Source organism: Psychrobacter sp. 1Y1, from assembly GCF_051847395.2.
GTDB lineage: Bacteria > Pseudomonadota > Gammaproteobacteria > Pseudomonadales > Moraxellaceae > Psychrobacter.
Genome location: NZ_JBPYDF020000001.1, coordinates 2,462,113 through 2,488,362 on the forward strand (window position 1 = coordinate 2,462,113; position 26,250 = coordinate 2,488,362).

General features: G+C 43.3%; 23 protein-coding genes. 9 read left to right on the top strand and 14 right to left on the bottom strand.

All coding sequences use genetic code 11. From position 1 onward, the window contains the following. Window positions 1–53: 53 nt before the first annotated feature. Together ACS8FA_RS24220 and ACS8FA_RS24225 are read right to left on the bottom strand one after the other, a co-directional pair. Complete coding sequence (locus tag ACS8FA_RS24220) at window positions 54–794, bottom strand: MHYT domain-containing protein (RefSeq protein ID WP_439264802.1); 741 nt, start codon at window positions 792–794, stop codon at window positions 54–56. 122 nt (window positions 795–916) lie between these two features. Beyond that, on the bottom strand, window positions 917–1,624 hold the full coding sequence (locus ACS8FA_RS24225) for a hypothetical protein (RefSeq protein WP_165596808.1): 708 nt from the start codon (window positions 1,622–1,624) through the stop codon (window positions 917–919). Window positions 1,625–2,346: 722 nt separating this feature from the next. Here ACS8FA_RS24225 and ACS8FA_RS24230 point away from each other — a divergent pair. The 5 genes from ACS8FA_RS24230 (at window position 2,347) to ACS8FA_RS24250 (ending at window position 8,182) form a co-directional block, all read left to right on the top strand. Beyond that, window positions 2,347–3,573 carry a S1 family peptidase gene (locus ACS8FA_RS24230; RefSeq protein WP_439264801.1) on the top strand — a complete coding sequence of 409 codons (1,227 nt, stop codon included), beginning with the start codon at window positions 2,347–2,349 and terminating at the stop codon, window positions 3,571–3,573. 42 nt (window positions 3,574–3,615) lie between these two features. Next, on the top strand, window positions 3,616–4,932 hold the full coding sequence (locus ACS8FA_RS24235; RefSeq protein ID WP_439264799.1) for a phosphoribosyltransferase domain-containing protein: 1,317 nt from the start codon (window positions 3,616–3,618) through the stop codon (window positions 4,930–4,932). Between the two features lie 42 nt (window positions 4,933–4,974). Then, on the top strand, window positions 4,975–5,805 hold the full coding sequence (locus tag ACS8FA_RS24240) for an HAD hydrolase family protein (protein WP_439264797.1): 831 nt from the start codon (window positions 4,975–4,977) through the stop codon (window positions 5,803–5,805). 65 nt (window positions 5,806–5,870) lie between these two features. Then, window positions 5,871–7,052: a cysteine protease StiP domain-containing protein gene (locus tag ACS8FA_RS24245; protein ID WP_439264795.1), complete on the top strand. Its 1,182-nt coding sequence runs from the start codon at window positions 5,871–5,873 to the stop codon at window positions 7,050–7,052. A 65-nt stretch (window positions 7,053–7,117) separates the two neighbouring features. After that, the gene (locus tag ACS8FA_RS24250) at window positions 7,118–8,182 is read left to right on the top strand and encodes an HpcH/HpaI aldolase/citrate lyase family protein (protein ID WP_439264794.1); all 1,065 of its coding nucleotides are present in this window, start codon (window positions 7,118–7,120) and stop codon (window positions 8,180–8,182) included. Between the two features lie 127 nt (window positions 8,183–8,309). Here ACS8FA_RS24250 and ACS8FA_RS24255 read toward each other — a convergent pair whose 3' ends face one another. After that, complete coding sequence (locus tag ACS8FA_RS24255) at window positions 8,310–9,122, bottom strand: alpha/beta fold hydrolase (RefSeq protein WP_290177614.1); 813 nt, start codon at window positions 9,120–9,122, stop codon at window positions 8,310–8,312. Between the two features lie 338 nt (window positions 9,123–9,460). On the opposite strand from ACS8FA_RS24255, the gene ACS8FA_RS24260 reads away from it, so the two are divergent. After that, on the top strand, window positions 9,461–10,258 hold the full coding sequence (locus ACS8FA_RS24260; RefSeq protein ID WP_439264792.1) for an enoyl-CoA hydratase/isomerase family protein: 798 nt from the start codon (window positions 9,461–9,463) through the stop codon (window positions 10,256–10,258). A 70-nt stretch (window positions 10,259–10,328) separates the two neighbouring features. Here the strand turns inward: ACS8FA_RS24260 and ACS8FA_RS24265 are convergent, their stop codons facing one another. The 3 genes from ACS8FA_RS24265 to acnB all read right to left on the bottom strand — a co-directional run bounded on the left by ACS8FA_RS24265 (window position 10,329) and on the right by acnB (window position 14,214). After that, window positions 10,329–10,769, bottom strand: a complete 441-nt coding sequence (locus ACS8FA_RS24265; RefSeq protein WP_439264790.1) for a PACE efflux transporter — start codon at window positions 10,767–10,769, stop codon at window positions 10,329–10,331. A 208-nt stretch (window positions 10,770–10,977) separates the two neighbouring features. Next, on the bottom strand, window positions 10,978–11,421 hold the full coding sequence (locus tag ACS8FA_RS24270) for a DUF805 domain-containing protein (protein ID WP_227684614.1): 444 nt from the start codon (window positions 11,419–11,421) through the stop codon (window positions 10,978–10,980). Between the two features lie 189 nt (window positions 11,422–11,610). Next, the gene (gene acnB, locus ACS8FA_RS24275) at window positions 11,611–14,214 is read right to left on the bottom strand and encodes a bifunctional aconitate hydratase 2/2-methylisocitrate dehydratase (protein WP_298807215.1); all 2,604 of its coding nucleotides are present in this window, start codon (window positions 14,212–14,214) and stop codon (window positions 11,611–11,613) included. Window positions 14,215–14,634: 420 nt separating this feature from the next. Here acnB and ACS8FA_RS24280 point away from each other — a divergent pair, with 420 nt between their 5' ends. After that, the gene (locus tag ACS8FA_RS24280) at window positions 14,635–15,045 is read left to right on the top strand and encodes a carboxymuconolactone decarboxylase family protein (protein ID WP_347163439.1); all 411 of its coding nucleotides are present in this window, start codon (window positions 14,635–14,637) and stop codon (window positions 15,043–15,045) included. A gap of 148 nt (window positions 15,046–15,193) precedes the next feature. Then, window positions 15,194–16,237: a lipoyl synthase gene (gene lipA / locus ACS8FA_RS24285; RefSeq protein ID WP_057760861.1), complete on the top strand. Its 1,044-nt coding sequence runs from the start codon at window positions 15,194–15,196 to the stop codon at window positions 16,235–16,237. A 143-nt stretch (window positions 16,238–16,380) separates the two neighbouring features. Here the strand turns inward: lipA and ACS8FA_RS24290 are convergent, their stop codons facing one another. Genes ACS8FA_RS24290 through ACS8FA_RS24300 form a run of 3 tightly spaced genes read right to left on the bottom strand, consistent with a single transcriptional unit; the run spans window position 16,381 to window position 19,955 of the window. Further along, window positions 16,381–18,384: a TRAP transporter permease gene (locus ACS8FA_RS24290; protein WP_238050775.1), complete on the bottom strand. Its 2,004-nt coding sequence runs from the start codon at window positions 18,382–18,384 to the stop codon at window positions 16,381–16,383. A gap of 10 nt (window positions 18,385–18,394) precedes the next feature. Then, complete coding sequence (locus tag ACS8FA_RS24295) at window positions 18,395–18,958, bottom strand: DUF1850 domain-containing protein (protein WP_420229271.1); 564 nt, start codon at window positions 18,956–18,958, stop codon at window positions 18,395–18,397. After that, complete coding sequence (locus ACS8FA_RS24300) at window positions 18,936–19,955, bottom strand: TAXI family TRAP transporter solute-binding subunit (RefSeq protein WP_057760864.1); 1,020 nt, start codon at window positions 19,953–19,955, stop codon at window positions 18,936–18,938. The genes ACS8FA_RS24295 and ACS8FA_RS24300 overlap by 23 nt, the downstream gene beginning before the upstream one ends. Window positions 19,956–20,438: 483 nt before the next feature. Here ACS8FA_RS24300 and mtnP point away from each other — a divergent pair, with 483 nt between their 5' ends. Then, window positions 20,439–21,332, top strand: a complete 894-nt coding sequence (mtnP, locus tag ACS8FA_RS24305; RefSeq protein ID WP_439264785.1) for an S-methyl-5'-thioadenosine phosphorylase — start codon at window positions 20,439–20,441, stop codon at window positions 21,330–21,332. 161 nt (window positions 21,333–21,493) lie between these two features. Here the strand turns inward: mtnP and ACS8FA_RS24310 are convergent, their stop codons facing one another. The 5 genes from ACS8FA_RS24310 to arsS form a co-directional block, all read right to left on the bottom strand. Next, window positions 21,494–22,537, bottom strand: a complete 1,044-nt coding sequence (locus ACS8FA_RS24310; protein ID WP_439264783.1) for a methyltransferase domain-containing protein — start codon at window positions 22,535–22,537, stop codon at window positions 21,494–21,496. Between the two features lie 108 nt (window positions 22,538–22,645). Continuing rightward, window positions 22,646–23,308 carry a TIGR04282 family arsenosugar biosynthesis glycosyltransferase gene (locus ACS8FA_RS24315; RefSeq protein ID WP_439264781.1) on the bottom strand — a complete coding sequence of 221 codons (663 nt, stop codon included), beginning with the start codon at window positions 23,306–23,308 and terminating at the stop codon, window positions 22,646–22,648. A gap of 84 nt (window positions 23,309–23,392) precedes the next feature. After that, window positions 23,393–24,097, bottom strand: a complete 705-nt coding sequence (locus tag ACS8FA_RS24320) for a TIGR04283 family arsenosugar biosynthesis glycosyltransferase (protein ID WP_439264779.1) — start codon at window positions 24,095–24,097, stop codon at window positions 23,393–23,395. A gap of 45 nt (window positions 24,098–24,142) precedes the next feature. After that, window positions 24,143–24,964: a DUF547 domain-containing protein gene (locus tag ACS8FA_RS24325; protein WP_439264777.1), complete on the bottom strand. Its 822-nt coding sequence runs from the start codon at window positions 24,962–24,964 to the stop codon at window positions 24,143–24,145. Window positions 24,965–25,069: 105 nt separating this feature from the next. Beyond that, entirely contained in the window at window positions 25,070–26,062 is a 993-nt protein-coding gene (gene arsS, locus ACS8FA_RS24330; protein ID WP_439264775.1) for an arsenosugar biosynthesis radical SAM (seleno)protein ArsS, read from the bottom strand. Between the last annotated feature and the right edge of the window lie 188 nt (window positions 26,063–26,250).

The following is a 26,250-nucleotide window of genomic DNA, read 5'->3' on the forward strand; positions in this document are numbered from 1 at the left end:
AACCTTTTTTATTATCTTCATTCTTGAAAAGTATTAAAAATCAACGTTTAAAATTACTCGCCAAAGGCTAGTGTCGCTTGCTTAGGTGCATTTTTAGAAGCAATAACCCATAGTAAGCTCAATACGATTGCTGAACCGATGAAGATCATAATTGATGAAGATATGGCACCTGCATGCGTATAATCCATAGACATTGAGTGATCAGTCATCGTCATTTCCATCGCGGCTATACCAGTGTAATGCATACCACAAACTGCAAGACCCATGATGAAGGCACTACCAAAACGCTGTAATGTACCACGTAGATTGAATGCCAACCATAGCGCAGCGATAGCGGCTGCAATAGCAATCACAATCGATAAGATAAGCAGCGGTATCTTATATGACATGGTAGCGTCCATCTGCATAGAGGCCATACCGGTATAATGCATGGCTGCAACACCCAGTCCAGTAAGTACGCCGCCACCGATTAACTTAGCAACGCTTGGTTCACCGCGACCTACGATGACAATACCGACTGCAACGAAACAAATCGCGAGTAGCATTGAGACAATTGTTAACCCTAAGTCATAAGTCACAGGCATCTTCATATCTACTGCCATCATACCGATATAATGCATAGACCAAATCGCACCACCGATAGCAATCGATGATAACGCTACCCAAAAATACAAATCCGTTCCTGGCTTAGCAGAAGGTACTCGAATGGCAAGGTTTAAGCCAACATAAGAACCAAATACTGCAATGGCGTATGAGACCAACACCAAAAGTAAGTTATATTCAACTTCCATCATTTTTTTGCCTTTTATCTATCATAAGAATTGAGTCAAATAACGTTACTTTTATTGCAACACGGTGCGTCATTCGCTCGTTGATTTTTTTGCATAGACATAAAATTATCTATGCACAATTTTTCCTACCCAATGGTAAATTCACAAATATTGGTACTACCGGCGCCGCAGTTAGTCTCTTCAACCTGAACCACATCTATAGCAGGGTTGCTTGCCAAAAAGCCTTCTATATAACCTACAATAAAATGGCATCCTGAGTGAGTATGATCTGACGACTTACAGAACGGACATTTGATTAAATAGATCACATTATTCTTTGCTTTAACTTTAGACAGGCCTTTTAGTGCTGGTACAAGCTCACGAGTGATCGTAGTAGGCATCTTTAGTGGACTACCAAGTGAATAATCACGTTGGTAAATACCCCCGCCAACCTTACGACCCAACTCCTGCAATGCCGTCACACGTCGCTCAATAGGTAAACTATCTTCATACTGACTGACAATATCTGCTATTTTAGGGTAATAAGCACCGATGGCTGATAAGACGCTTTTCTCATCCAATGTCTTCTTTGCAGGGGCAGCTGACGAGCCGCCCTCTTCATCGATTTCTAGATTAAAAAGCGTACAGCCTTCAATTGAAGACAAGTCATCGATTAGATCTGCTTGCGTTTTAGAGCCTAGGCTTCTTGCGATCACATGAATGATATTACCACCATTCTCTGAAGCCTCTTGTCTTTGGGAGACCAGCTGATAACCTGCTTTGATAAGCGGCGAAATAACATTGACCAGACGAATACGTTCAGAAGACGTTTCTAATGCACAAGAGAATTTCACAGAGCACTCCTTTTCTTAAAATACTGCTACGCTTTCTTATATCAAGCCATCTAGATAAGCTAATGTGAATAACGTTTCAAAAGTCCGACCAACTGGCTTTCTCACAATATAAAAGATATGCAGACATCAACCATATGATAGTTTTTATATATCTTTTATATTATAAGAAATGAACTATATTCAGTAGATGAAACTTCGATTTTTATAGTTATTAGGCATATAAGCGCTCTAACTACTAGAAATTCATTAATCGAGAAACAGTAATAAGCTTGAAAATAAGATTAGAATTAATAGGTTTAAATCAAATACTATATTTAGAATTTACAGATAACACTTAGTCACAGTAGAGTTACTAAATAGCAATAGATTTTGATTGTATTATCACCGGAATCTTGTTTTGTAGCAATACACTATATGGCTTTGTCCGATAAGTGGCTACATTAGCCGACAAATGGCTAGACTATAAAACCCCATCATTATTTTCTAAAAGTAATTAATTATTAAAAGGAATTCCAAAACTATTTAAACCTATATATCTTGATATATCTATTATGCAATTAATCTTAACTATATATTAAAACACCTATTAATGTTTTCTCTTTGTAGAATAATAGGTTCAAAATAAAATAAAAAACCTTTGTGTAGTCAAATTTTAGTCTCAAGGATAAAATCATTAAACAATAAAAATAATTATAATCACGCAAATAAACTAAGGAAATGTGATGTTGAAGCAAGTCGAATTAGTGCTAGGAGCCAATACGGTTATCGAAAATGCAAAGTGTTCGATCGCATTTTCTACTACTAAATCATTGGGATTTGGACAGCAGCTTGGGCTATTGTGGTTGCCATTAGATGCCTATCGTAAAGCCGTTTGTAGTCCTGCTTATTTACATGAGTCTAAAGACTGGGCTCAGCTCGATAACAAGGATAATCCAAGTACATGGCAGTTAGATTTACCCCAGCTATTTGATACGCTTGGCGTTAGTTTCTTACAACTGATTGCTTATGTTTATCATGAGCCAAGCCTAAACTTACCAGCGGTAGAGTTAAACGACGTAAGCCTCACGCTCAACAACGGAGATATTCGCTATAACTTCACAACGAACGAGCGGCATGTCAAAGCAGCGATTATATTAGAAATATATCAGCGTAATGGACAGTTCAAGTGTCGGGCACTTGGTGAGGCATCAACACAAGGCTTAGCAAGCCTTGAGCATCATGTACAGGTTAGTCTGAATGTTCGTCCGCCTAGCACACATACGCTTATTCAAGAAGCGCAACAGCAGCAGCGTATTCAACTAAATAACGAAGCTCGCCCTCCCCGTCATGTACAAGCAGGCGAGACTTGGACAGGAACAGCATTTGCTATTGATCCCTATCATCTGTTGACCTGCTATCATGTAATTGAGTCAGCAGCGATGGTTGGCATACGTCAGCAAGGTCAGCCTGATCGCGAGGCACAAGTCGTACTCAGCGATATCGGAAGCGACTCAGCTATTATTAGAGTTAGCGATCCTTTGCCTAGCTACCTCCCACTGGCGCAGCAATGTGTTGATATATTGGGTGAGACCATTACCACACTGGGGTTTCCGTTATCAGGACTGAGTAGCCAACTGCAAGTCACTCAAGGCTGTATATCAGGATTGACAGGTTTAAATAACGATATCCGTCATATGCAATTCACCGCACCCATTCAGCCCGGTTCTAGTGGTAGTCCTTTATTATTGCCGACTGGAGAGGTCGTCGGTATGGTCACGTCTAGTCTGGTTCATGAACATGCACAAAATATGAACTATGCGGTGAAATTTCAGTTATTATCTGCCCTACTGGCGAGCGCTGGCATCAGTTTGGAGAACACGACTGATTTGACCAGTTCTACGCCTCTTACAACACCTCAGCTAAGCAAGCAAAGTCGCAGTGCCCTATGGCTGGTTGGCTGTCAGGGTTAAGAAATCTATACGATATATAAATAAAAGCGCCAAGGAATATGAATGTTAAATGAGCAACACAGTACGACCATCACCCTACCCCGTGGTACGCTAGATCTAACTTATCAAACCAACTCAGCCACTAATAAATCAGTCACTAATAAAAATGGCGCAGAACAACACGCCCATTATCAGTTAGAAGATTTGCTAGGATTTGCCCAGCGTATTAATCCAAAGCGTGCGTTTTTGTTTGTCTCAAAAGTACTAGGTCGTCATATTCCCGTTGCGCCAAGCACTATGCGAGAGGCATTTACTGATTTAGCTGACTTAGTGCCTAGTGACTTGGCCGAGCCAGTGCTAGTCATTGGTATGGCAGAGACCGCTGTTGGTCTATCTGCTGGCGTCCATCAAGCATTGCAAACGCGCTATCCTCCAGCTCTGCTATTAAACTCTACGCGTCATGCACAGCACGATGAAAGTAGTGATCCGAATGGTACCAAATCCTTGCTGACGACATTTTGTGAAGACCACAGTCATGCGAGCCAGCATTTGATTTATCAGAGCAAAGATAGCGTTACTCAAGCGCAGCTACTGGCCAGTAAAACACTGATTATGGTCGATGATGAAGCCTCAACGGGCAATACCTGTGTGAATGTCGTCACTGCCTTACGTGAAGCAGGACTGAGCCAGTTAGAGCAAGTGCATCTAACAACATTGGTAGACTGGTCATTAGATCAAGAAACATCTAATCCACAGTCAGATGCTAAGCCTACACGTATGGCCGATCGTCTCGCTGGTATTGAGTTTCATCGTCATCATTTACTGTCTGGCGCATGGCAATGGACTGATGCACCCAATCCTGAACCTATTACAATGCCATCTGTTGATACTACTGCCGCTGGTAGTCAGGCGCTCGGTGATACGGGCAACTGGGGGCGTTTTCCAACGCTAGACAGTACAGATGGGTTTGCTAACTATCTTTCAAGTTTTCAGAGTGCATTTACGCGCTTCGATGGCCAAGAAAACTTTGATGTTACTCAGCTACCAAGAAAAATCTTAGTCTTGGGTAGCAATGAGTTTGTTTGGTTGCCATTTTTATTGGCTGAATGGCTTGAAATAGAGTCTAAAAAACTGAGCGGAGATACAGCGTCCATGGTTAATTTTAGTGCATTAACCCGTTCACCGATTGCGCTTGGTGGAGCGATTACCACGATGCTGAGCTTTAGCGATAATTACGGGCTTGGTATGACCAACTTTGCTTATAACGTTGAGCCTAGTGATTGGGATTTGATTGTGTTGTGTATAGAAACATCAGCTGATAGTGTGGATGCTATGTGGCGAGGTTTAGATAACGTGCTGGTGGTGGGCCCTAGTCTTTAAACTGCTCTCTAACTTTCAAACCTATTATTTACGGACGATGCCATGCCTACCTCCTTTTTTAAAGCCAACCCAGATATTATTAAGCCTTATGCCTTGATGGATTTGGACGACACGTTATTTCAAACCCAGCGTAAAATTGACGCTTGGGATTTGCCCACTACTGAGCCTGAGACTTTGGTTTGTTCGACGGTCAATAAACAAGACGAACCACTGAGTTTTATGAGTCAGCGCCAAGCAACCTTTTTTAATTGGTTGCTTGCTAGTACTGAATTAATTGTAGTGACGGCAAGGGATCGTAGTGAAATAAAACGCGTTAAGCTGCCCTTTGATAGCTGGCAAGTATTGACCCATGGAGCGATTATTTTAACGTCTGACGGAGCGCTGCTGAGCAGTTGGCAGCAGCATATGTATAGTAAGCTTGCGCCATTGCAAGTTAAGCTTACTAAGTTAAGCCAGTTATTTGCCAGTCATAGTCAAAGCGAGCAAAGTCATTTAGTATTCACACCGCATATCGATAGCTTTAACAATGGTTCTATTGATGAAGAATTAACCATTTATCTGGCTATCAAACATGCGCAGAAGGATCATCAAGCGCTCGTAGATTTAGCTGAGAAACTGCCCACTTTGATACGTGATTTTGATCAAGATTTCTATGTGCATGTGAATGCCAATAACCTAGCGATATTGCCCCATGCGGTTCATAAGCGTCATGCGGTACAGTTTTTATTAGAGCATCATTTAGACCATCAGCGTCCCAGTTTTGGCTTTGGTGATAGCTTAGCTGATCTGCCTTTTTTGCAGTTATTGGACTGGTACGGTATGCCCAATCATGGCCAATTGCATGAGCAATACCAGTCTAAATCGTCAGGCTAAACCATCAGCTTAAACAACAGCCACGCAAATCCACTGTTATCATCAAGAGTGCTATTATTCATACTATGACTTTACCTAATATACAGACCAAAAGAGCCGATTTAAAAAACTATAGCTCAGGCAGCTATCTTGCAAGCGATGTCACTGTCCTACTCGATATGGTGGATAAGGACGCGGTTGCCGATGTGCCAGTCAGTCAAAAAGAAGCGCTTATTCAAAGCGGACAACGCCATTACTCTGACATGCTGACCTTAGAGCAAGCACCTACTGCAATGCATGAGCAGCTATACATACAGGCGTTAGAGCAAGGGTCAACAAGGACCGCGACTGATATCGCTCATTTGTCTCATACGCTACATCATGTTTTTCAGCAGAATGTGAGTGATGAGCATCCACTGGTTTTGGTCAGTTTGGTGCGAGCTGGTCTGCCAATTGGTGTGTTATTGCAGCGTGCGCTGTCGGATACAGACAGTAGCTATCGCTTGCCAAGTGTACATTATGGCATCAGTATCATTCGCGATCGTGGTCTTGATCCAGTGGCTTTGCAAATGCTACTGGATGCTTATCCAAACAGTCCAATCGTATTCGTCGATGGTTGGACAGGTAAAGGCGCTATTTATCAAGAGTTGGCTCGTAGTCTAGAGACGTTTAGCGATTCTACTAATGTTAATTTTGCCAACATTTTTCATCAAGGCGCTGACGTCATTCCGCTACTAACTCTTGCCGATCCGGCTGGCGTTGCTTGGCTGGCGGCTAGTGAAGAAGATTGGTTAATCCCATCGGGTTTGTTAAACAGCACCGTATCAGGATTAATTTCGCGTAGCTTATACACGGAGCCGTTATCAGGCCTGCATCGCAGTGTCTTTTATGATGATTTAATTGAGGTAGATCATAGCTTGGCATTTATCGAGCGTATCGATGCCGTGAGACGATCATTGGTTGCAACTCCAACGCGTTTACCGACTTACCAGCAGCCACGCTACCAGACGGCTGCATTGATAGAGACGCTGGCAGCAGATTATCATATCGTCAATCGCAACCGTATTAAGCCGACTATTGCCGAGGCAACACGTGCCATATTACGCCGTGATCCCGAACGTATATTGCTCGCCACTGCTGAGCACCCTGATACCGTACTGCTACGCCATTTATGTGCACAACGAAATATCACTATCAGTGTATTAGGTGATAAAATACTGCCTTATCAAGCCATCACGCTTATCAAGCAGCGCTCCCAAGACACTTAATACATTTAACGGTATTAAATACTTTCTTTTCCGTTCTCTTATACCCTCTACTTATGATGCCAATTATGTCAGATATGCTAAAAACCGAGTCAGAACTTTACAATGATACCCAATCTTATGCGCATCTGATCACTGAGCGTCATGCGATGGTCAAACCGCACACGCACCATCCATATCAGCTCGGTGCTAGCTTATACATGCCTGCGACTCGCCAAGATATTTGGCAAGTCATCAAGCGGGACAAACTACCGACGATTAATAGTATTATTATCTGTCTAGAGGATGCGGTCAGTCAGCAGGATGTAGAGTTGGCGCTTGAGCGTTTGCGCACCCTGCTGGATACTTGGGCTGAGCATGTGAATAGCATTAATGCGCCATCTAAATCAGCAAAGATTCATGCTCAGCATCCGACGCGTCCACTGGTTTTTATACGTCCACGTAGCCCGATGATGCTACAGCAACTGGCTGACTATACCCATATCGATCTTATCGATGGTTTCGTTATGCCAAAAGTTGATATGTATAGCTTATCTAACTGGCGCATGGCTTGTCAGAACCTAAAAGTAGATCAACTACTTATGCCGACGCTCGAAACCGCAGCGCTGTTTAATCCGCATCACAATCAGGAGCTTGCCATCGCTTTTAAAGAAGCGTTTAGCCAACCAGTTTTTGCATTGCGTATCGGCGGTAATGACTTATTCGCAGCACTGCGCTTACGTCGCCCAAAAAACAGTATTGTCTATGACTCGCCTATCGGTACGTTGGCTTATCAAATGCTGGGCTGTTTTGTGCCGCATGGTTTTTATCTTACCGCGCCAGTATTTGAGTACTTGGATCAGCCGACACTGTTTATGCAAGAGCTGAACCGAGACGTCAGCTTAGGGATGGTAGGCAAAACTGTCATTCATCCAAGCCAAATCGCCCTAGTACAGCAAGCTTACTGTGTGCCATTGAGTACATTAGATGAAGCACAAGCGATCCTTCACTCTGAGGCCAAAGCGGTATTCAAGTACAATAATACGATGCTAGAGCCTGCGACGCACCGTGCTTGGGCGACTGAAATTGTCAATCGTGCAGAAGCCTTTGGAACCATTGATGACGGACATAGCCAGTACAGCTCACGAATGTAGCTTTCATTGCCGATAATGGCTGTCTGCTATTTAACAACTTACACCATACAAAAAGCCGCTATCAAATAACAGGTAGCGGCTTTTTTCTATAGATATGAGGCTTTAAAGCTCTCGAACAGTAGCTACATTAAGCACAACTTTCCAAAAACTGACGGAGTACTTGGTTCACTTGATCAGGCTCTTCTACTGTCGATGTATGACCCGCACCTTTGATAATAGCAAGCTTGGACCCAGCGATAGCAAAATGCATGCGTTCAGACTTGGCATAAGGCGTGGCAGCATCTTCATCACCAACCACAATAAGTGTTGGCGTTGTAATCTCACCCAACTGCTCATAAGTACCTGTACGCTCAATCACGCCCATTGTTGCTTTGACCACACCGCCCTTGCGATTGCTTTGTAGCATTGTTAGCCACTGCTTACGATCAGATTTGCGCAGTTTGTCCGCCAAAAACGTACTGCCAAACATGATTGGCATCACTTTATTACTCACACGCTTCATACCTAGCCAGCGAATCGCTTTGACCAGCTTGCGATACTGAGGTATGTTTTTTGGATCTTCAGGGTCAGCAGAGGTTTCTAACAGCGTTAACGACAATAGTAACTCAGGACGTTTGAGCGCGATACGTTGAGCCACGAACCCGCCCATAGATAGCCCAACAAAGTGACATTTATCAATACCAAGCGCTGCAAGCAAACCCAGCGTATCGTCAGTCAGCGTCTCCATATCATAGCCAGATTTAGTAACCTGCGACTGACCTTGCCCGCGAAAATCAAAAGCAATACAACGATAGTCTGTTTGAAAATGCTCTACTTGCTTATCATACATCTGTGAGCTCCACAGTAGACCGTGAGCAAATACGATAACGGGCTTTTGTGTGTCATTCGGTGCGCTGTCTTCGTAATAAATATCAGCGTTATTTACAGTGATAGTTGGCATAACCACATCCTTGTTTGATCAATGAAAGTTCGAGCGTACCCTTGTGTCTTTTACGACTCTTTTACGCTCAACCTGGCATATTAGCATAATCCATTAGCCCCTTAGGTCATAGCCTTTTTACGAGCCAGTCGTTTTGTCTCATTAGCTAGCATCAGCTTTTACGATAGAATAGGAAAGTTTACCAGTATGTAGATGTGTCTTAAGCGCCCACAAAACACGCTTTTATAATCATAGCAAGCTGCTATAGTAATCAGCATTGAACCATTTTTACCTTTATCTCAAAGTATTGTCATTGATACAAAATATTAAAACCGCCATTTAAAATAAGGAAATCTCAAATGTCACAGTCTCTCGTCGATTATCAAGTTGCAGAGCACATTGCTACCATTACCTTTAACGATCCAAAAAGCTTAAATGCCTTTGGCACACCCTTAAAAAACCAAGTCTTGATAGCGCTAGATAAAGCGGCTGCAGATGATCAAGTAAGAGTGATTATTTTACAAGGGGCTGGTGGTAATTTCTCAAGCGGCGGCGATATTAAAGAGATGTTGTCTGAAGGATTAGACAAGGATATTGTTTCAAACAAATTAAGAGGCATGGTAGAAGGCGCAGGCGAAGTCAGCTTAAAGTTACGTCATATCCATAAGCCGATTATTGCCAAATTAGAAGGTGCTGTGGCAGGTGCTGGCATGAACTTGGCGCTTACTTGTGACTTCCGAATTGCCGCAGACAATGCGAAGTTTGTACAAGCGTTCGTCAATATTGGCCTAGTGCCAGATGCAGGTGGTATTTACTTATTAAACCAATTGGTTGGTGCAGCAAAAGCCACTGAGCTTGTAATGCTAGGTGATAAGCTAAAAGCAGAAGATATGGCGCGCTTAAATCTGGTAAACAACGTGGTTAGTGCTGACGAGCTAGACGCCACCGTACAAGCATTGGCGCTACGATTGAGCCAGTTGCCAGGCAAAGCGTTGGCTGCTATGAAAGAGAGCTTCAACGTACACGCCTTCGCTGGTTTGAGCGCGGCGTTAGATACGGAAGTAGAGCAACAGACCGTAATGGCAAAAACCGATGACTTTATCGAAGGGGTTAGCGCCTTTATCGAAAAGCGTAAGCCTGTATATCAAGGTAAATAACAAGATAAACAATAATGCCATCAAAAAAGGGCTGCCAATATGGTAGCCCTTTTTTATCCAATGCCTTTGATCAAGAAGCGGTCGCGGGTTTAGAATGATGAGGTAAAGTAAATATCTTGTCAAAAATCAGAGTAAACGTAAAAGTGTAAACTAAGAAAAATAGCAGTAGCGCTACTTCCATCATAAAGGCTTTTACTAGACCAACATCGTACCAAATCATATATAGTGGCAAGCAGATCAACACCAGCCCACCTTCAAAACCAAAAGCATGAACACTGCGTATCCATAACGTGCGACGTACAATACGCCTGCGGCGTTCCCATGCTTCAAAAGCGGTATTATATATAAAGTTCCAAACGACGGCTGCTACCGACATCATTACGGCGATTGGTAAGGATTCTGATGCGTCACTGTGACTGAGTTTCATCAATATGATGGTAGATAAGATAATCGCGATAATTTCGAAGGCGGTCACATAAATTAAGCGACGTTTAAGCGGTGATAAGATCATCAACCAAGACTCCAAAGCACCTGTATTTAAATAGCAAGATGCGTATCAAAGTATCGGTCCGTCCCGAGTTAGAAAAAATAAATGAAGTGCAGAGCCACGGTTTCCGCCTGCCCCTATATTATACAGAAACCAAACTCAAAAATCAGTGAGGACATTTGTAAACAGGCGTAAGCCGTTTTATTAACGATTGGCGCCTGTTTTAGCCGGACTATTTTGCCGGTAGACCCCATTTATTGGTTTCAGGCTTGGTATCACTCGCTAGAAATACCAGCAATATAATAGATCCTATTAGTGGTACTATCCCTATCAAAAACCACCATCCTGAGCGGCTAGTATCATGCAAGCGGCGGATAGTCACGGCAAGACCAGGCAGAAATAAACCAAGTACTGCTACTATGTAAAATAAACCTGTCTCTGAGCTGAATATTATTGCGTCTATCAGCATTGCAACGATCATCACTCCCATTTGTACTAGAAAAAAATACCAATACTCTTTACGGCGAGCACGGCCAGAAAAATTCGTGTAATTTCTCATGCCTTTTTTAAACCAGTCAATGATGCCGTAATTTTCTTCATCATTATGATTGTTAGCCATCGTAGATCCGGGCAATGGTGGCGGTGTCGCTTTATTGAGCTTGATATTATTTTCCATAGGGCTTTTTATCTCAGTCGTGAAAAGTAGAAATCGTCAGTGAAAATTATCAACCATTGGCTTTGATTATAGATACTCAATAAAAGTTTGTAAATGAATACTACTTGTCTTGAAGCCATCAGCAAAAAAACCCGCATCATAACGATACGGGGTTTATTTTTAGAACTTAAAAACGTTTTAGACCATATATTAAGTCAACTGAGCAACGTTAATCTTATCTGCTTCTTCAGTATAGTCTTCCATACGGTCGAAGTTCATGTATTGATAGACTTCATCACCCATGCTGTTTAGCATGCCAGCATACTGCTGATACTCATCGTTAGTCGGCAGTTTACCAAGTACCGCTGCGACTGCTGCAAGCTCGGCAGATGCTAGGTATACGTTAGCGCCTTGACCTAGACGGTTCGGGAAGTTACGAGTAGACGTTGATACCGCAGTAGATTTCGGTGCGATACGTGCTTGGTTACCCATACATAGTGAACAACCTGGCATTTCAGTACGAGCGCCGGCTTGTGCATAGATGTTGTAGTAACCTTCTTCCATCAATTGGCGTGCATCCATCTTAGTAGGTGGTGCAATCCATAGACGAGTCTTGAGGCTACCTGCTGGTACATCTTGTAGCAATTTACCAGCGGCACGGAAATGACCAATGTTAGTCATACATGAACCAATGAATACTTCATCAATGGTATCACCAGCCACGTCTGCTAGCGTTTTTGCATCATCTGGATCGTTCGGGCAGCAAAGGATCGGCTCTTTAATTTCGCTCATATCGATAGTGATGTCGATCGCGTATTCAGCATCGTCGTCAGCACGCATGAGGCTTGGGTTAGCCAACCACTCTTGCATTTGCTCAACACGGCGGCTAATCGTACGTGCATCGCCATAGCCTTCTGAAATCATCCACTTAAGCAGCGTGATGTTTGAGTTTAGGTACTCAGTCACTGACGCTTCAGACAAAGTGATGGTACAGCCAGCCGCACTACGCTCAGCTGAGGCATCAGACAATTCAAACGCTTGCTCAGCGGTCAAATCTTCTAGACCTTCGATTTCAAGAATACGGCCGTTGAACTCGTTGATTTTACCTTTCTTATCAACCGTCAAGTAACCTTCTTTGATCGCTTGATAAGGGATAGCATGTACTAGGTCACGTAGGGTGATACCAGCTTGACGCTCACCAACAAAACGAACACGAACAGATTCAGGCATATCAAGTGGCATCACACCAGTTGCAGCTGCGAAAGCAACTAGACCAGAACCCGCTGGGAACGAGATACCCATTGGGAAGCGCGTATGCGAGTCACCACCCGTACCGACGGTATCAGGCAGTAGCATACGGTTCAACCATGAGTGAATGATACCATCACCTGGACGTAAGCTTACGCCGCCACGGTTCATGATAAAGTCAGGTAGTGTGTGCTGCGTCTCAACGTCAACTGGCTTTGGATAAGCGGCAGTATGACAGAATGACTGCATCACGAGATCCGCTTGGAAACCCAAACATGCTAAGTCTTTTAGCTCATCACGCGTCATCGGACCAGTCGTATCCTGAGAGCCGACAGTCGTCATCTTAGGCTCACAGTACATACCTGGACGTACGCCTGACAGACCACACGCTTTACCAACCATTTTCTGTGCAAGCGTAAAGCCTTTACCAGTATCAGCTGGCTCTTCTGGCTTAGCAAAGATGTCTGAATGACCAAGACCCATGTATTCACGAGCACGGTTAGTCAAACCACGACCAACGATTAATGGAATACGGCCGCCAGCACGAACTTCATCAAGCAATGTTGGTGAGTTTAGTGAGAACGTTGATAATACTTCGTCAGAGTCATGCTTAGTGATTTTGCCTTCGTACGGATAGATGTCAAATACATCGCCCATGTTTAGGTTATCGACTGCCACTTTTTCGATTGGCAATGCGCCAGAATCTTCCATGGTGTTGAAGAAGATAGGAGCGATATTGTTACCAAGTACTAAACCGCCGCCACGTTTGTTTGGCACATTAGGGATATCTTCACCCATCAACCACAATACTGAGTTGGTTGCAGACTTACGGCTAGAACCAGTACCAACCACGTCACCAACATAAGCGAGTGGATGGCCTTTTTCTTTTAGCGCTTCGATCTGCTTCATAGGGCCGACAACGCCCTCTTCGTCAGCATTGATGCCGTCGCGAGAGTTTTTGTGCATGGCTAGTGAATGCAATGGGATATCAGGACGGCTCCATGCGTCTTGCGCAGGTGATAAGTCATCCGTGTTGGTCTCGCCAGTTACTTTAAACGTCGTGTAAGTGGTTTTCTTTGGTACTTCAGCACGGTTCAAGAACCATTCTGCGTCAGCCCAAGACTGAATCACTTCTTTAGCAATAGTGTTGCCAGCTTCAGCTTTTTCAGTCACGTCATTGAACGCGTCAAATACTAGCAAAGTTTTCTTTAATGCTTCAGCAGCGTCTTGTGCAACTTCGCTATCATCTAGTGCAGCAACTAATGGCTGAACGTTGTAGCCACCTTGCATAGTGCCTAGAATTTCAACAGCTTTTTGCTTGCTGATAAGTGGTGATGATGTTTCACCCTTTAAGATAGCAGCCAAAAATGCCGCTTTAACGTATGCTGCTTGGTCAACACCAGCAGGGATACGGTTTTCTAATAGGTTCATCAAGAACGCATCTTCGCCTGCAGGCGGGTTCTTTAATAATTCAACCAACTCTACTACTTGTTTTTCATTTAGTGGTAGGGGTACAGTTCCTAGCTCAGCACGTTCTTCGACATGTTTACGATAAGCTTCTAACACAATAGTCGTCCTCGTCAGTTGGGGTGTAGCACATTACGTGGGTAGTCAGCATGACTGCCTGCGTCTATATACTATATGAAATAATTATCCGTGCAATCATAGCTTAAAACGCTTTAAATGTTAATGGCTCAGCCCTGAAAAGGCGCATAGTAAGGCCATATTGAACATTTATTATAAAAATAGTGCCATCAATAATATGATTGTTACGCTCATTATAACTGGCATTTGCCTGATTACGCTTATCAATCAGCGCTTGCTTTATGACTGAGCAGACACCATATGACTGATATACGATTTTGTAAGAAACAACTTCGATAAAATTCAGCTTAAAAAAATGTAGCAACTTAGATTTATTAATAGTCGATTGATTAGTAGTCGATTTGGTAAAAACACTTTGGTGTAAACATTAAGGACGACGATATGACTGATAGCAATACGGGCAACAATCCTAACTATGACAATGGTCTCAAGGTACGCACTGAGGTGATGGGTGAGCAGCATGTCAAACGCTCGCTTGATGCTGCCACAGGATTTACCCAACCGCTGCAAGACTGGATTATTGAGCACGCTTGGGGCAGTACTTGGCAAGATGACTCAGTATTACCGCGTAAGTATCGCTCATTAATCACTATTGCCTTTTTAATTGCCCAAAAAAGCCCAAATGAGTTGAAAGGGCATATACGCGGTGCCATTAACAACGGGGCTAGTGTCGCTGAGATTAGAGAAGTGCTCATGCATAGCTTGCCGTACTGCGGTGCACCTGCTACTCAAGAAGCGTTTCGCGCCGCCATAGATATACTGAATGAGTTGGAAATCGATATAGATATTTAAAACTATGGTCGTCCGAGCAATCATAGTAATCTTAACAATATTGTTTAAAAATTGACGACCAAATTTCTGCTATAATATCTGCACTCATAAAACATTCTGATAATTCCATAAACCCTTATAATATAAAGGGTTAAGAGATAACTCCATTATGACAACTGCCGTACAAACACATGTACCTGCTGCTAAAGCCAAACCAAAAAAAGCCATCCAAGGCGAAAAGCTGCGTGGCTATGACAAAGTTGCCCGTATCCCAATTAAAGTGATCCCGACTGTCGAGGCAAAGAAAAAGCCTGATTGGATTCGGGTAAAAATGTCCTCGCCTGCTGAAGTTGCTCGTATCAAAGCAACCTTGCGTGAGCAAAAGCTTTATACCGTTTGTGAAGAAGCGGCCTGCCCTAACCTGCCACAGTGCTTCGCGGATGGTACAGCCACCTTTATGATCATGGGTGATATCTGTACGCGTCGCTGCCCGTTCTGTGATGTAGGTCATGGTCGTCCTAATGAGCTAGACAAGGATGAGCCGCGTCATACCGCTGAGACGATTCAAGGTCTACAGCTTAAGTATGCCGTAATTACCTCTGTCGATCGTGATGACCTAAAAGACGGCGGTGCGGGACATTTTGTAGAAGTGCTAAACGAGTCAAGAGCGCTTAGCCCAAACTGTTTGATTGAAATCCTAGTACCAGATTTCCGTGGCCGTATGGATATCGCATTGGATTTATTGACAGAAACTGCACCAGATGTGTTTAACCACAACATCGAAACGGTGCCACGTCTATACAAAGCTTTCCGTCCAGGTTCTGACTATCAGCATTCGCTAGATTTGCTTAAGATTTATAAAGAGCGTCGTCCTGATATCGCCACCAAGTGCGGCTTTATGGTTGGTCTTGGCGAGACAGAAGAAGAGATCTATGCCCTACTCGATGATCTAAAAGCTCATGATGTAGATATGATCACTATCGGTCAGTATCTACAGCCTAGTAAAAACCACGCGCCTGTTGATCGTTATGTCCATCCAGATGAGTTCCAACGCTATATGGACTACGGCAAAAAAATTGGCTTCTTTAGCATTTGGGCAGGTCCAATGGTACGCTCAAGCTACTTTGCAGATCGTCAGTACTATGGCGAAGATTGCCCAGCACCGATCCGTAGCAAAAAAGCATTAGAAGCTGAAGGCAAACTTGGCTGCTAATTTAGCAATAAAGTGATGTGAAAATAATTGTGAATAGCAGTCGCTAAAACATTTCTTAAGAATATTAAAAAGGGAGAATAACAGATTTGTTATTCTCCCTTTTTTTAGCTTTGTTAGACTTACGAAGGATTAAACCCAATGCTTTACACGGTTAAAGTTGGCGTTGGCTTTCCAGCTGTTTTGATATTGAATGCAGCAATACCAAGGACAATAATACCACCTGCGATACCAGTGGTAATCTCAGGATAAATCAATAGTAAAGCACCAATAGCTAAGATGACACGAGTCACCGTATTCATACCGCCTCTGAAGTACCCTTCAAGTGCCGAGCTCAGCGCAATGACACCAGTTACTGAAGTCACTACTACGGTAATAATATCTACAATAGGTGGCAGTGGGAAATCTTTTGCTGTAACTGCCAAACCGGTTGGATCTATCATCAACATCGTTGGATTATAGATAAACATGAACGGCACGATGAATCCCGCGAGGGCAAGTTTGAGGGACAAGAACCCTGTCTTCATCGGATCACCACCGGATATACCTGCACCCGCAAAGGCTGCAAGACACACAGGCGGTGTAATATTGGCAAAGATACCAAAATAGAAAACAAACATGTGCGCTGATAAGATTGGAATATCAAAACCGGCCAATGCTGGCGCAGCCATGGTCGCCGTAATGATATAGGCAGGAATAGATGGTAATCCCATGCCTAAAACCATTGATGCCAACATCGTTAAGATAAGGGTAAAGAATAGCGATCCTGCGCCTAATGTGACGATAGAGGATGTCATCACCGTACCAAAACTGGTCAGGCTCACAACCCCAATGATAATACCAACGACCGCACAAGCAGCCATAACCGCTAGCGACTGGCGCGCACCATCTTCTAATGCACCCAAAATATCAGAAAAGCTCATGCGCGTTTCGGCACGTAGCATACTGATCACAACGGTAAAACCAATGGTATAAGCTGCTGCATATCCTACAGGTACGTTTCTGATTAATAAGAAAATTAAGAAGACAATTGGTAATAGCATATGACCGCGGGCTTTCAATACTTCTTTGACCGCTGGTAGATTTTCTTTAGCAATACCTTTTAGATCACGACGTCCAGCACGGAAATGCACCTGCGCAATGACGCCTAAATAGTACAATATCGCTGGCAATAATGCTGCTAAGGCAATCGTGCTATACGGCAAGCCTGTTGTCTCAGCCATAATAAAGGCACTAGCACCCATAATCGGTGGCAAAATCTGTCCACCAACCGAAGCACTGGCTTCAACTGCACCTGCGAAATCTTTGTGATAGCCGACCTTTTTCATCAGCGGAATGGTAAAGGCACCCGTACTAACCACATTTGATAAAGCTGAGCCGTTGATACTGCCCATAAAGCCACTAGAGATGACTGCTACTTTTGCAGGTCCGCCCTTTTTATGACCAGCGATAGCCAATGCCAAATCATTAAACAACTGCCCCATTCCCGAACGTGCTAAGAATGCACCGAACAGAATGAACAAGAAGATAAAGGTGACCGATGCACCAATCGCAACAGAGTATAGGCCTTCAGTTTTTAGGAATAATTGACCAAAGATATCACCCATGTCATAAGGGCGAGTCAGCAGCCTATCGGGCATAAAATCCAAATGACTGACAAATGGATAAGCCAAGAATATCCCTGCCAATATTGGTAAAATCCAACCAGTGATACGGCGACTGCCTTCTAGTACACAGACCACCGTAATCAGTGAAAATATCACATCGACCTGATTGGCCATACCGCCACGCGAGGTCACGATATCTTGATATTCATAGATGAGATAGCCCATACCGGATAGAGACAAGGCAAACCAAATCCAGTCATACCATGCCACTCGCTTGCGGCTACTTTTTTTACTAGCAGGAAAAATTAGGAATATCAATGCAAAACCAACACCTACGTGTACAGAGCGCTGTAACAGTGCTGGCATTGGATTAAAAGTGATATATAAATGAAACAGTGAATAGAGTATACAAATGCCAGCAATAAAATATTTCACTGGTCCTTGAGTGATATGACGCGTGATTGACTCTCGGTCATATTTTTCCAATACTGCTCGGTTGACCGCATCCGCCTCAGCATCGTTATCAACTTGAGCATCTGGCATGGTAGTCACACTACCTTGATCCGTCACTTGGGAGTTCATGACAAAAGTCCTTTTTAAATCTATCAATTAAATCATACGTCTTAGGCATGATCACCACTTCAGAATAGTCTGGCACCCACTGGTGAATCAAGAAACGATGACCACCATAATCCATTTCACCTTTGGTCAGTCTAGATACGACCCAATTAAGGCGAGGCAGTTTTTCGTTGATTTGATAACCCAGATAGCCAGGCTTTTGTATAGGAGCGAGCATTTCGGTGGAGGGTGTCCCCGCACCGAACGCTTCAAAATAGGTCGTGGTCAGTAACAGCTCCGCACCTTCTGTACTGCTGCCGTCTATGCGTTGATACTGCTCTTCCCACCACTGTTTTTCTACAGAATGTATCCAACGTAGCTGAAAGTCAGGCTCAGTGAAATAACAAACCTTATCATCAGCACCGTTTACGCCTGCGACTCGCACTTCAACGACAGACTGAAGCGTAGAGCCTAACCATAGCGTAAAAAAAACCAGCGCTGCAATAAATGCCGCGCCAGTTGATAACCACAATGAATTACTTGGCTGCTTGTTCGTCATAGTACTTTTTAGCTCCAGGATGGATTGGGGCTACCATGCCATCACGAGCGGTTTCTAGACTGATATCATTGGCCGCTTGGTGAGCTGTTTTTAGACCATCTAAATTATCGAACAATGCTTTGGTTAGTTTATAACCATCCGCTTCAGATAGATCAGAGCTAACCAATAATGCATTCATGATTGCTGCAGTTGGTACGGCTGTTTCGTTGCCATAAGTGCCAGCAGGAATCTCAAAGGTTTTGAAGTAAGGCTTGGTCGCGATGATTTCTTTTAGCTTGTCTTGGTTGATAGTGACAATCTGTAAATCTAAACCTTGCTCTAACTCCATCAAAGATGAGTTTGGTAGGCCACTACTAAAGAATGCCGCTTCAATCTTACCTGCTTTCATACCATCAGCGGCTTCAGCAAAGCCTAGATAATCAACGGTGACATCATCATATGTGATACCAAACCCTTCCAGTAAAGTACGAGCATTGACTTCTGTACCAGAACCTTGATCGCCTACAGCAATGCGCTTGCCTCGTAAATCTTCAATGTTTTTGATACCAGATTTTTTTGAGGTCACAATTTGCACCACGTTAGGGTACAAAACAGCAATCTGTTGAATGTTAGTGATTGGCTGCTCAAAGTTGTTTTTACCTTCGACAGCATCCGTAACCACATCACTCAATGCCAAGACCATGTCGACCTTGCCTTGGGTCAATAGATTGACGTTTTCGACTGATGCGCCAGTGGTTTGAGTTTTTGAGTTTACGCCAAAGGTTTTGACGTAGACTTCAGACAATGAAGTACCAATGATGTTGTAAGGGCCAGACGCGCCGCCAGTAGCGATGGTCAAAAATTTAGTATCAAGCTTATCTGCTGCAGTATCTGTTGCCGCACTATCTGCAGATGCAGTATCACTGCCCTCTGAGCTTGGAGATGAGCATGCGGTTAGACCTAGCGCAGCACTCAACATAGCTGACAAAAGTAATGGGGATTTTAAAGAATTAAGCATTGAATTCATCCTTGAAGTAATCGGTTTTATACGTTTAACAATATCCGTATTTATACATAAATACGTTACAGACGAGTAATAATATAGTAATTCTGTCAATAAATAAACCTTAGCTTACTTTCTCTTTTTCTTTCAATACCTTATATTTACAGCTATTAGAGAAAATATAGGCCATTCATTAATTGAGCTAATATATACGTATGTTTTGCTATGCGAAACAAAGTTCCATTTAATAAACATTAAAACAAAAATTGTCGCTATTGTAAACCTTTATCGATATCTAGCAAATATCGCCATATCGCATTATTTCTTAGGAATTTTTAGATATAGCAAATTAATGAGAATTCTCGATTTATAACTATCTCGATTTATAACTATAAGGGCAAAAGTTCTGCTATATTTTATCTGAGCTATTTTTTGGTTCAGGATATTACATGGCACTAGCCTGTGTCTCTCTTTTATTAACCCATTCGGATAGTCCTTATGACAATACCCCACACGGAAGTACTGGCAACGTTATCTGCTGATATTGCTATCATCGGTGGCAGCGGTCTCTACCAAATGTCATCACTGACCAACAAACGCAGTATAACGATACAGACGCCTTATGGTAGTCCATCTGATGATATTGTCTTAGGTGAGCTTGAGGGAGTGACCGTCGCATTTCTAACACGGCATGGTCAGGGCCACAGACTGACCCCGTCCGAAGTGCCTTATCGTGCCAATATCTATGCGCTAAAAACGCTTGGGGTACGCTATATCGTATCCGTATCAGCAGTTGGCTCTCTACGAGAATCGCTTAAGCCACTAGATATGGTCGTGCCTGATCAAATGATTGATATGACCAAGCAGCGAGCAAGTACTTTCTTTGGCGAGGGTGCCGTCGCTCATGTATCGATGGCTGACCCACTATGCCCTGCCCTAGCAGACATCTTGACGCGCGCTTATGACCAAGCAGATATTGCAGAAGGTAGCAGTCATTCTAAAGCAACTTATGTCTGTATCGAAGGGCCTCAATTCTCAACTCGGGCAGAGTCAGAATGGTATCGTCAGATGCAGGCAGATATTATTGGCATGACCAATATGCCAGAAGCCAAATTGGCACGTGAAGCCAGTATTGCTTATGCCACGTTAGCTCTGGTGACAGACTTCGACTGTTGGCATCCAACGGAAGAAGCCGTCAGTGCCGACTATGCTATACAGAACCTAATGAAAAATGCGGACAATGCTCAAAAAGTGATTAAAGAAGCCGTTGCTTTAATTGCCGCTGAACTGCCTGACTCAATCGCCCACAATGCCCTTGCGCAAGCATTGGTCACACCTATAGATGCGATGGACGAGCATACCAAGATTAGACTGGCCGCCTTGCTAGCGTAATCTTGATATTTACTCTCCATCTTAAACTGACTACTGCTAATCGGTCTAATTTTAATCGTGCTGTTTCCCATTGAATCAAAAAAGGCCATTATCTAAAATAATGGCCTTTTTTATAATTGAGCATGTATATTTAAATTTATGCTAAATACATTACTTTAATGTTAGCAACAACCACCTGCACCAGATGCCAGCATCATAGGTTGATTAAATGGTAGTAGCTCACCGCATCCTGCAAAAATACCGTAATGGCGACTGTCATCGCCGATAAACTCAAAGTGCGGTGCAAAGCGCGATTCTTTCAGCATGCGAAACGTATTGCCACATACTGGGAATACCCGACCAGCTTCGATAGCATGATGTTTATCTAAATCAAACCGATGCGGTGACTGCTCGATGGTTCCTTTATATATCACCGCTTGTCCGTGATCTTCGCAAGCATCCTCAAGCGATGCTATCTTAAACAAACGGTAAGTCGCAGAGAAAAACTGAATATCACCAATTTTAGCTGATAAAGCAGGATCTGTAATCTCAAGTGGACGATCTTCAACCAAACGTACGTCTAAGAAACCTGCATCTCGTGACAAACGGTTAAAATCCTTCCAATACAACGCGCCGCTCAAGCACTCTCCATATAAGACTGGGTCGTCAATTAAGTGTTGCGGGATACGGCGATCGGCATAGACATCAGAAAAATAAAACTCTCCACCAGGTTTCAGCAAACGCTGCACACTGGCCATAACCGCAGCTTTATCTGGTGATAAATTGATAACGCAGTTTGAGACGATAATATCGAAGCTATTAGCCTCAAGGTCTAGTTCATCTAGTTTCTCGATATAGCCGTGCAAAAATGTCACATTATCATAGCCAAACTTATCGACATGATAGGCTTGATGCTGTTTGGCAACGGCTAACTGCTCATCGGTCATATCAACACCGACTACGTGCCCACTCTCGCCAACCAATTGTGCTAGTGCATAGACATCTCGGCCTGAGCCACTGCCCAAATCTAAAATTCGGCAGCCTTCGAGCAGCGCTGGACATACCAAACCGCAACCGTAATACCGACTCAATACTTCATCGTGAATATTCGCGAGTAATGGCTTGAGCCACTCAGGCATATTGCTGATATCACAACAAGCCGAGGTCTTTAGATCATTGGTACTCTGTAACTCTTTGCCATAGTAATTTTGCACGACGTCATGCATAACAATATCCTTATTGAATGTGCCATCCAGTTAAAAATCTTAGTAAATCATCTTAGAACATACAACTATGTTGGTGAATTTATTGACCTAGTTATCAATTATCCGTTATCAGTCGTTATCGACTTTGATATTGATTTGAGAATATAGCCAGCCTGACGGCAAATGCTTTAGATCTTTAGGCTCATCGATATCGTGCAAAGGATCAAATAGTGAAAGTGTCCAGTCTAATGCCGCCATGCGCTGCTTGGTGACAGCGGCTACACTAGCCGTACTCCAAACAATGTCCGAAAACATGCTGTCATTAACTTGTTTAAATCCTAACAACACATACCCACCATCAGTTGCTGGAATCATGACCGCATCATGTTGATTTAGCTGCTGTACCGCTGTCTGAATACATGCTGACGTAAGACTAGGACAGTCCGTACCAATTAACACAACCTTTTTAAAACGTTGCAATGCTTGCTGACTGGCTATCAACATACGCAAACCCAAATCACCATCGGCCTGAGCAGACCAGCGCAACGAGTTGGGCAAATCAAGCACCTGCCAGCATGGATCTGTTGGTGCTGGACTCACACATAACTCAACGGAAAACCCCGTATCAACGGCCTGCTCAATACTATGCAGTAATAGCTGCCTTGCCATACGTGCAGCACCATCTACCCCTAGCGCTGGCTGCAAACGGGTCTTCGCCTTATTAGGCGCGGGATATTTTGCAAAAAGAAGGATGCAGGTATCTTGCTGTCTTGCAGCTGAATCAGCTGTCACTATAACGGTCTCTCAATTGGTCAAATGTACAAGGACGAGCTCTTTCTTATCTTGTCTATCATGTTTATAAATCAAACAACTTCACTAATTATAGTAGCGTTGCTTTAAGACATCAGGCGATACGCCGCGCCAATAATCAAAGCGCAACTGCCACATCAAAAAAATCGTCCGCCATGTACCATGCTGCTGCCAACGCCGCGCTGAGGTCGTGACTTTACTTTTTAGACAAGCTGGTCGAGCAATTTTCTTTAGCCGTTTACAGAGCTCAATATCTTCCATCAGTGGCTGATCAGGATAGCCACCAATCTGCTCGAACAAAGACTTTTTGATAAATATTGCTTGATCACCAGTGGCGATACCCATTAAGCGCGAGCGCTTATTTATCATGAACCCGACGATTTTTAACAATGGCTCACGGCTGTCTAAACGGACATCAAAACGTCCCCAATCGTACTGAGCTATTGCCTGCTGAACATTATCTATCGCGTCAGCAGGCAGCTCGGTATCAGCATGTAAAAATAGCAACACATCACCTGTTGCCAACATAGCGCCCGCATTCATCTGCTGTGCACGCCCTACCGTAGATTCGATAATACGCCAGTTGATAGCTGATTGAGCAGTCTCTGTACTTTTGAGCACATTGTTAGTAATAGCAACCGAACCATCCACTGAACCACCATCGACCAATATCACTTGCTGCGGTGCTGGATCGAGACGGACAATATGAGCCATAAGCTCAGGCAAGTTGTCCGCTTCATTTAATAATGGAACAATAATTGATAGGTTCAATGGATATACCGTCACGTTAATCAGCGAGCAAGATTAAAAACTGGCTTATTTTTTATTCAAATTCCAGTTGTAATCGTTATAGCTTATTTTTATCTTGCCTTGTTTGAGATCCGCTGTCTGAGCTTTACTCAATCCTAGTGACGAGCTATAACGACCTAGAAACCCTGCTAAATCTTTTGTGCCGCGCCAGTTGGTTGCAAAATCCTCTTTATACCATTTAAAAATTGGTGATACTTTAAGCGTATCGCCTTTGAGACTGTTGCGGCTACTGTCTGCTAAAAACTTAGACGTTGCCTGCTCTAACTGACTGTCTAAACGCTTGCCAGTAAAGGCATCATCTTGCAATGCAGGGCAACCGATACTGGCACAATTGACCGCAAAGTGAATGCGCGGATCGTTGTAACGTTTAGAACCACGGATAAGATTGTGCTCGATATCATCAAGTGAGCGCGTCTTACCAAGTAGCGAAACAAACTCTTGCTTCCATGGTGACCCAAATAGTCCGCCGATATCTTTGATAGATTTGACGTTTGGATATTTCGTCAATACCAAATCAACCGTACCAGCGTTATAAACGTTGATTAAAAATGCCAACTGCTCGTTTTTACTCCAACGATTGAACTCTGATTGAGATACCTTGCTTATCGCTTCCAGATAGCTTATCAGCTTACTTTGATCTGCTTTCATGCCAGCATAATTGACCACTGAAGCTTTGCCACCATTGGTCATGGTCACATGCTTATTTAGTAAGCTATCCCAGCTCTGATGGTTAAAGTCAGCATGAGCAGCCACGCTTGCTAATAAAATAGTCGTGGCAATCACTGGTTGGGCGAAAAACTTCTTCGCAGAAAAGTTAGATACTGACATAAGGCTTACTCCGTTTACACTGATTGTTTTTTATCTAAATTTTTATGTATGCTAAAAGCACCTATGTTTAAAGTGCTTATATTCAAAGCACTTACATTAGAACGGCTAAGGCGTGTCTGCTAGCACTGGCTCTACTGCCTCTTCTTCTAACGCGCCGCCACAACTACTGCCCTGTCCTGCTGTACAACCATAGCAGTGGTCAGCAATGGCAATGTCATCACCAGAGGGGTTTTGCGTTAACAAATCACTTAGGTGTCGCCGTGTTTTATTTGGTACAGGTATCTCTAACTGCTGATTGAAATCACAATCAAACAGCTCACCCAACCAATTGACACTAATGGTCGAACGGCACATGACCTCGGCCAAATTGGCAGCCATATAATTAGCTTTGAGCAAATCCATATACGGGTGGAACTGGTTTTTTGCCAACAGCACCGCCCCAAAACGCTGAATCGGCATATTGGTTAGGGCAAATAGATGATTAAAATCAATATCAAAGTGCGCTTTTAACTCACGCTTATAGTCGGCTTCAAGCTGCTGTTGATTGGGCGGCAGCGTCGCGCCTTGCGGGTTGTAGACCAAGTTTAATGTTAAATTTGAGTCAGGCTTGCCATAGCCCAACTGATTGAGTTTTTGCAACCCCAATATACTGTCGTCAAACGCACCTTTGCCGCGCTGTTTGTCTACGTTTTCTAAGGAATAACAAGGCAAAGATGCCACCACTTCCACTTGGTTATCTGCTAAAAACTGCGCCATATCCTCATAACCCTCTTCCATCAGAATAGTCAGGTTACAGCGGTCTATTACTTTGACACCTAATGCCCGAGCGGCCTTGACCAAATACTTAAAATCCTCATGCATTTCAGGCGCACCGCCCGTCAAATCAAGCGTATCGATGTTTTTTGCTTGTAATACCTCTGGTATCAGCTCAACCAACTCACGTGACATCATTTCAGTACGATAAGGGCTGGCAGCCACATGACAATGTACGCAAGACATATTGCATAAGTAGCCCATATTGACTTGCAATATCGTCAATTGACGTCGTTTTATCGCTGGAAAATCCGTATGCTCAAGTAGCTCGATAGTTGATTTCATGGTGGTCTAAAATCCTGTTAGCAGTACAACTAAAAAAGGATAGCAACGTGACATTAAAGATTAGAAAACACAGATAGCGCATTGCTTTTACTGTTTATTTATAAGATTTACAACGTAAAACCTGATTGCTCACTTTACGGTTTATCTAATCAATCATACCTGATTATCAATAAGCATTGACAACTAAT

Excerpts from the sequence above, each read along its gene's own strand:
- ACS8FA_RS24220 (WP_439264802.1), bottom strand. The coding sequence starts at position 794 with ATGATGGAAGTTGAATATAACTTACTTTTGGTGTTGGTCTCATACGCC.
- ACS8FA_RS24230 (WP_439264801.1), top strand. The coding sequence starts at position 2,347 with ATGTTGAAGCAAGTCGAATTAGTGCTAGGAGCCAATACGGTTATCGAA.
- ACS8FA_RS24235 (WP_439264799.1), top strand. The coding sequence starts at position 3,616 with ATGTTAAATGAGCAACACAGTACGACCATCACCCTACCCCGTGGTACG.
- ACS8FA_RS24240 (WP_439264797.1), top strand. The coding sequence starts at position 4,975 with ATGCCTACCTCCTTTTTTAAAGCCAACCCAGATATTATTAAGCCTTAT.
- ACS8FA_RS24245 (WP_439264795.1), top strand. The coding sequence starts at position 5,871 with ATGACTTTACCTAATATACAGACCAAAAGAGCCGATTTAAAAAACTAT.
- ACS8FA_RS24250 (WP_439264794.1), top strand. The coding sequence starts at position 7,118 with ATGTCAGATATGCTAAAAACCGAGTCAGAACTTTACAATGATACCCAA.
- ACS8FA_RS24255 (WP_290177614.1), bottom strand. The coding sequence starts at position 9,122 with ATGCCAACTATCACTGTAAATAACGCTGATATTTATTACGAAGACAGC.
- ACS8FA_RS24260 (WP_439264792.1), top strand. The coding sequence starts at position 9,461 with ATGTCACAGTCTCTCGTCGATTATCAAGTTGCAGAGCACATTGCTACC.
- ACS8FA_RS24265 (WP_439264790.1), bottom strand. The coding sequence starts at position 10,769 with ATGATCTTATCACCGCTTAAACGTCGCTTAATTTATGTGACCGCCTTC.
- ACS8FA_RS24270 (WP_227684614.1), bottom strand. The coding sequence starts at position 11,421 with ATGGAAAATAATATCAAGCTCAATAAAGCGACACCGCCACCATTGCCC.
- ACS8FA_RS24280 (WP_347163439.1), top strand. The coding sequence starts at position 14,635 with ATGACTGATAGCAATACGGGCAACAATCCTAACTATGACAATGGTCTC.
- lipA (WP_057760861.1), top strand. The coding sequence starts at position 15,194 with ATGACAACTGCCGTACAAACACATGTACCTGCTGCTAAAGCCAAACCA.
- ACS8FA_RS24290 (WP_238050775.1), bottom strand. The coding sequence starts at position 18,384 with ATGCCAGATGCTCAAGTTGATAACGATGCTGAGGCGGATGCGGTCAAC.
- ACS8FA_RS24295 (WP_420229271.1), bottom strand. The coding sequence starts at position 18,958 with ATGACGAACAAGCAGCCAAGTAATTCATTGTGGTTATCAACTGGCGCG.
- ACS8FA_RS24300 (WP_057760864.1), bottom strand. The coding sequence starts at position 19,955 with ATGCTTAATTCTTTAAAATCCCCATTACTTTTGTCAGCTATGTTGAGT.
- mtnP (WP_439264785.1), top strand. The coding sequence starts at position 20,439 with ATGACAATACCCCACACGGAAGTACTGGCAACGTTATCTGCTGATATT.
- ACS8FA_RS24310 (WP_439264783.1), bottom strand. The coding sequence starts at position 22,537 with ATGCATGACGTCGTGCAAAATTACTATGGCAAAGAGTTACAGAGTACC.
- ACS8FA_RS24325 (WP_439264777.1), bottom strand. The coding sequence starts at position 24,964 with ATGTCAGTATCTAACTTTTCTGCGAAGAAGTTTTTCGCCCAACCAGTG.
- arsS (WP_439264775.1), bottom strand. The coding sequence starts at position 26,062 with ATGAAATCAACTATCGAGCTACTTGAGCATACGGATTTTCCAGCGATA.